Here is a 5,937-nt window from a genome sequence, read left to right as displayed (position 1 = left end):
CTCTTGGCGCCGGGCGTGTTCCGGATTTCGGTCTGTACGGCCTTAAGGCCGCTGATGGCGTCCTCGCGTTCCAGCCGGACCGCGGTCTTGACCGGGCCGCGCTGTCGGTCGATGGGCTCGCCCCTCAGGACGGTCGACGGGGGCGTCCCTCAGGACAACTGCGCGGCCCGGCGCTCCATGGCCTCCCGGGCCGCGTCCTGCGTCGTGTACACCTCGCACATGTGCCGGCCGTCCGGCGTGGCCGTGTGCTCCACCTCCCACAGGGAGATCTCCTGCCCGTCGCACAGCAGGAAGGCGTGCTCGTAGAGCGAGAAGCCCAGCCCGGCGCGACCCGCGCGGCAGGGCCTTCCGAATGCCTGCGTGATCTGGTGGGCGCACGCCGTGGCGAGCGTCGCGGCCGTCTCCGCGCCCGGCCGGTCCGGGTTCTCCGCGCGGCGCAGCAGCCGGCGGGCGTGATCCGCCGAGTCGTCCGGCACGTACGCGTGCCGCGGCGTGGGGATCGACGACAGGTCCACCGGCACCGGCAGCTCGAAGTCCGGCGTCTCCGTGGGCAGCGGGAGCCGGGCGCCCGCGGCGCGCAGCTCCTCCGAGTCGACGTACACCTCGTGCTGCGGGGCGCCCCCGGGCGTGGTGTTGTGGACGAGCTCCCAGAGGGTGAGCGCCGAGCCGTCGGCGAGCAGCCAGGTGTGCCGGTACGTCTCCTGGTGCAGTCCCGCGCTGTGGTGCGCGGAGTGCAGCGAACTGTCGTGCGCCAGCGCGCTGTCGAGTCGCCCGATCGTCTCGTCGGGCAGCTCGAACGAGTTCAGAGCGCGCCCGAGCAGCCGCTCGAGGTGCTCCTCCGGAGACTCGGGCGAATCGGCTGGCTCGTACGCTGCCGTCTCGTAGGGAACGCTCAAGGTTTCTCCCGGCGTTGCTGCATGTCACCTTGTGGGTGCATACCGTAGCCCCTCGGTCGGACATCATGTCCGGGAACCGAGAAAACGTTTGCCGGGAAAACGGCCGGGCCGCGCGAGAAGTTCCCACGCGACCGGACATCCCGTCAAAAACCGCTGGTGAAACGGTCAGTCGCCGCTTCCGGCGGTCCACTCGCTCCACGCCATGTTCCAGCCGTTGAGTCCGTTGTCCGGCGCCACGGTGGAGTCGGCGGAGTTCTTCACGATCACGACGTCCCCCAGGGCGGAGTTGTCGTAGAACCACTTGGCCGGAGTGTCGCCCCGCCCGCCCTGCACGTCCTGCAGCCCGACGCAGCCGTGGCTGGAACCGTAGCGGCCGAAGGGCGGGTTGGACTGCTTGTACCAGTAGTTGCCGTGGATGAACGTGCCGGACGTGGTCAGCCGCATCGCGTGCGGCACGTCCGGGATGTCGTAGGCGTCGGCGAGGTCGACCGTGCGGCTGTCCATCCGCGTCTCCGCCAGCTTCTCGGAGATCACCATCTGCCCGTTGTACGTGGTGAACTCCGGGCTGCCCGCCGAGATCGGGATCGTCCGGACCGTCCGGCCGTCGCGCACCACCGTCATCGTCTGCGTGGCCGCGTCCACCGTGGAGACCTGGGAGCGCCCAATCGTGAAGGTGACCGTCTTCTGCTGCACTCCGTAGACGCCGTTGGCGCCCTCCACCCCGTCCAGGTCGATCTTCATGGTGACCTTGGAGCCGGCCTTCCAGTACTCCTCCGGCCGGAAGTCGAGCCGCTGCTCCCCGAACCAGTGCCCGGCCACCTTCTGCCCACTGCTCGACGTGACCGTGATGTGTGACTGCACGGCCTTCCGGTCGCTGATCGCCTTGTCGAACCTGAAGGACACCGGCATCCCGACCCCGACCGTCGTGCCGTCGTCCGGTGTGTACGTCCCGATGAAGCTGTCGGCCGTCGTCACGGTCGTGAACGCGGAGTCGGCGGCGACGGACCTGCCGTCCGCGTCCTTCGCGGTCGCCGCTATCTCGTACTTCGTCCCCCGCTCCAACTGCTCCTTCGGCTTCCAGCTGCCGCCGTCCGCGGAGACGGTCCCCGGCACGGCCTGACCCGTGTCGGCCACCGTCATCCTCACCTCGGTCAGCTTCCCGTCGCTGACCTTCACACCGGTCGAGTTGATCGACGCGCCGGTCGAACCGTCCTTTGCCGAGATGACGATCCGCGCCGCCGAGTTCTTGGCCCCGGCGCCGTTGCCGTCCTTGTCGTCGTTACTGGCCTTGGCGCTGCCCGTGCAGGCGGTGAGGGCGAGGGCGCCGACCACCAGGGCGGCACCGGCCACCAGCGTGCGCCGCGTTGCTGTGTCCGGCGTTGTCACGGGCTGCTCCAGGTTCGTGTGAAGTGGGTGATCCGCTCCGATGCGTGGAGAAAGAGGGGACCGGGGACCGGTCGGGTTCCCTCCACCCGAAAGATGCGCCATCACGTGACAGAACCGGGACAATCACAGACCGCGCGGACCGCTCAACTCCTCCCGTACAGCTCCGAGTACGAGGGCCAGACCCCGCCCTCCGTCGTCACCGGCTCGGCCGCCCGCACCGCCCGCACGATCGCGCGGGTCACCAGGTCCGCGCCGGCCGCCAGGATCTCGTTCAGCGCCAGCGGTCGGGCGGCGTCGAGTCCGCGTTCCCCGGTCGCCAACGCGAAAACCGTGTCACCGTCGTGCAGCAGATGCACCGGTCGCACCGCCCGCGCGATGCCGTCGTGTGCCGTCCCCGCCAGCTTCTGGGCCTGCGCCTTCGACAGGTCCGCGTCCGTGGCGACGACCGCGAGCGTGGTGTTCAGCGGGGGCGGCGCGTTGCGTGCCGCGCTCTCGGCGAGCCGCGTGCGGGCCGCCTCGTGCGTCCGCTCCCGCGGGTAGTCCACCCGCCCCTGGAACAACTCCCCGTACAGCACCCCCGTCTCCGGATCCGTCACCGATCCCGCCGCGTTGGCCACCACCAGGGCGGCCACTGTGATCCCCGAGTCGAGGAGGACGCTCGCGGTGCCGACCCCGCCCTTCATCACCCCGGCCACGGCACCGGTACCCGCGCCCACGGAGCCCTCCCGTACCGGCGCGCCGATCCCGCTCGCCGCGGCCGCCTCGACCGCGGCCCTGCCCAGCGCCGCGTCCGGCCTGGCACGGAAGTCGCCGCCCCGCCCCAGGTCGAACACGCACGCCGCGGGCACCACCGGTACGACGTGCGCCGGGTCCGGCCCCACCCGCACCCCGCGCCCCTGCTCCTCCAGCCAGGCCATCACGCCGGACGCCGAGTCGAGCCCGTAGGCGCTGCCACCGGTCAGGACGACCGCCTCGGCCTTCTGCACCACGTTGCGCGGGTCGAGCGCGTCGGTCTCCTTGGTGCCGGGGCCGCCGCCGCGCACGTCCACCGCGGCGGTGGCCCCGCCCGCGGGTGCGAGGACGACGGTGGTGCCGGTGAGCCAGCCGTCGCCGGTGCGCGTCGCGTGTCCCACCCGCAGGCCGGTCACGTCCGTCAGAGCATCAACTGTCATAGGGACCAGTCTCCTGCCCCGGCGGTCCTTTCCCGGCGCCCGTTGCGGGGGCCGGGGCGCGGGCTGCGGCAGCCGGGGACCCGCTCGGGGAGTCAGGCGGTCTCAGTGCCCGTCCGTGCCTCGCGCGTCCGGGCGGCCCGGCGGGCCGTCAGGGTCTCCCCGGTCGCCACGGACAGCGCCGAGACGACCCCGGCCGCGAAGACCGCCCAGTGGCCCAGGAAGGAGCAGCAGATCACCAGCAACGCGGTCGTCGGCAGCACGAGTTGCTGGGCGATGCCCACCTTGAAGTGGCCCGCGTGCAGTGCCCAGACCGTGAGCAGGAACAGCGCCGTCGGCAGCGTCACCGCGGCCGAAGCGGACAGCGTGGAGATGTGCGCCTTGCCGACCGCCTGCTCCACCGACACCTCCAGGCCCGCGCCGATCGCGGCCGCCGACGAGAGGATCAGGTAGTGGCCGTAACCCCAGACGAAGGACTGCCGGCTGGATCGCAGGTGCCCGTGTACCGGGGCCACGAAGTAGATCCACCACGCGGAGAACACGATCAGCAGGCCGCCCGCCGCGATCGGCAGCAGTTCGCCCAGCGCGGCGTTCTCGTCCGCGCCCGTCTTGACGGCGACCGTGGCCGCGGCGATCGTCTCGCCGAGCACGATGATCGTGAACAGCCCGTACCGTTCGGCGATGTGGTGCGGATGCCATGTGGTCGGCCGGTTCCTCTCCGCGTAGAGCGGCACGCACAGCTCGGCGACCACCATCACCAGGAAGAGCCAGGGGCGGTCGGGCTTCGGCAGGAGCACGAGCCCGCACCAGCCGATCTGGCAGAGCAGCACACCACCGGCGTACCGCAGCGCAGTGGTGCGCTCCGCTCCCTGGGCGGATCTCGCGGCCCGCAGCCACTGCGCGGCCATGGCGAGCCGCATCACCACGTAGCCGATCAGCACCAGCAGGAAGTCGTGACTCTCGAAGGCCCGCGGGATCCCGGCGGCGAGCACCAGGACGCCGGCGATCTGCACCAGGGTGACCACGCGATACAGGACGTCGTCGTTGTCGTAGGCCGAGGCGAACCAGGTGAAGTTCATCCAGGCCCACCAGATGGCGAAGAACACCATCGCGTAGTTCAGGATGCCCTCGCCGGCGTGCCCCTCGGCGACGGAGTGCACCAGCTCCAGTCCGGCCTGCGCGACCGCCACGACGAAACACAGGTCGAAGAAGAGCTCCAGCGGCGTGGCGACGCGATGCGCCTCGTTGCGACCGCGGGCGGTGAGCCGGCGCAGCGGCCTCCGAGGGGCCGGCGCGCCGGACGAGGCGGGCGACGGAGTCGGACTGGACGTCATGATTCCAAGCACAGCAGATACCGGTCCGAAAATCTCCGCAAACCCGGACGAACCAGGCATCCCAGCCCTCGTCGGTCAACGGCCCGTACCCTGGAGGCATGAGTACCTTTGCCGTTCCCGAGCCGCGTGCGCCCAAGCCCGCGCTGATCTTCGACGATCCGCTGGACGAGCAGTCCTCGGACGACACGGATCGCGGATGGGGCGACCGGCCGCGCGGGGGGACCGACGCGGCCGAGGACCTGAGGCGCTTCCTGGACGAGAAGCCGCCCCACCACCTCTGAACCGCCCGCAAACCCTGGAGGGCGCGGTGGACCGCCCCCGCTAGCGCTCGATGTGGCCCGGGCCGCGCTGCCCGCCCTGCGCCACCAGCGCGTCGCGGATCTCCTTGAGCACCTCCAGCTCGGACACCTCGATGATCTCGTGCGTGCTCTCCCGCGCCTTCCTGCGCGCCTCCTGCCGGGCAAGGTACTTCGCCATGGGCAGGACCATCAGGAAGTAGACCACCCCCGCGGTGATCACAAAGCTCAGCGCCGCTCCCAGGACGGATCCCCAGAGGATCATGACCCCGCTGGTGACCGATCCGTCCGCCGCCTGCTCGCACGGTCCCTTGAGGCAGGAGCTGTAGCTGTCGAGGTTCTTGGTGCCGATCGCTCCGACCAGCGGGTTGATGACGCCCTTCACCACCGAGTTGACGATGTTGGTGAAGGCGGCGCCGATGACCACCGCGACCGCCAGATCGATGACGTTCCCGCGCATCAGGAACGCCTTGAAGCCCTGCAAGACGCCCGGTTCCTTCTGCTCGCTCACCGCGTGCCCTCTCCTCATCACATGTACAGCTTGTGGAACAAACAGTTCCGCAACCTACGGCAGGGCCGGGCGGCCGTGTCCAATCCCGTGGCCCCGAGGAGAGACTCCGCAGCGATTCGCGCACCACGCGCAAGACGTCGTTCAGCACAACGTCACCGCCAGCCGGGCCGTGGCGCTCGCGCCCGCCAGCCGCGCCGCGGTGGCACGCGGCACCGACAGCACGACCAGCGCCCCGCCGACGGCATCGCCGTCCAGCGGCTCGGGCACCTCGGTCACCAGCGCGCCGCGCGCGACCACCTCGGCCGCGCCGCCCGGTGCCGTCCCCTCGGCGGCGACCACGTCGAC

6 protein-coding genes and 1 pseudogene are annotated in these 5,937 nt (G+C 70.9%); 1 reads left to right on the top strand and 6 read right to left on the bottom strand.

All coding sequences use genetic code 11. The annotated features are described in order from the left end of the window. Window positions 1-149: 149 nt before the first annotated feature. From AB0O67_RS36255 to AB0O67_RS36240, 4 genes are all read right to left on the bottom strand, one after another. Complete coding sequence (locus tag AB0O67_RS36255; protein ID WP_365460019.1) at window positions 150-896, bottom strand: DUF6227 family protein; 747 nt, start codon at window positions 894-896, stop codon at window positions 150-152. Between the two features lie 165 nt (window positions 897-1,061). Continuing rightward, window positions 1,062-2,282, bottom strand: coding sequence for an Ig-like domain-containing protein (locus AB0O67_RS36250; protein ID WP_365460016.1), 1,221 nt, complete (start codon window positions 2,280-2,282; stop codon window positions 1,062-1,064). A 143-nt stretch (window positions 2,283-2,425) separates the two neighbouring features. Continuing rightward, a complete protein-coding gene (locus AB0O67_RS36245) occupies window positions 2,426-3,454 on the bottom strand; it encodes a P1 family peptidase (protein ID WP_365460013.1) in 1,029 nt (342 codons plus the stop codon). 92 nt (window positions 3,455-3,546) lie between these two features. After that, on the bottom strand, window positions 3,547-4,785 hold the full coding sequence (locus AB0O67_RS36240) for a low temperature requirement protein A (protein WP_365460010.1): 1,239 nt from the start codon (window positions 4,783-4,785) through the stop codon (window positions 3,547-3,549). Window positions 4,786-4,883: 98 nt separating this feature from the next. Here AB0O67_RS36240 and AB0O67_RS36235 point away from each other — a divergent pair, with 98 nt between their 5' ends. After that, window positions 4,884-5,066 carry a hypothetical protein gene (locus tag AB0O67_RS36235; RefSeq protein WP_365460007.1) on the top strand — a complete coding sequence of 61 codons (183 nt, stop codon included), beginning with the start codon at window positions 4,884-4,886 and terminating at the stop codon, window positions 5,064-5,066. Between the two features lie 40 nt (window positions 5,067-5,106). Here the strand turns inward: AB0O67_RS36235 and mscL are convergent, their stop codons facing one another. Beyond that, the gene (mscL, locus tag AB0O67_RS36230) at window positions 5,107-5,592 is read right to left on the bottom strand and encodes a large conductance mechanosensitive channel protein MscL (RefSeq protein WP_365460004.1); all 486 of its coding nucleotides are present in this window, start codon (window positions 5,590-5,592) and stop codon (window positions 5,107-5,109) included. Between the two features lie 141 nt (window positions 5,593-5,733). Continuing rightward, window positions 5,734-5,937 (bottom strand): annotated as a pseudogene (locus tag AB0O67_RS36225) (hypothetical protein); the annotation flags it as partial.

This window comes from Streptomyces sp. NPDC086077 (assembly GCF_040686175.1).
Taxonomy (GTDB): domain Bacteria; phylum Actinomycetota; class Actinomycetes; order Streptomycetales; family Streptomycetaceae; genus Streptomyces.
This window is presented reverse-complemented; position numbering and strand designations above follow the sequence as displayed.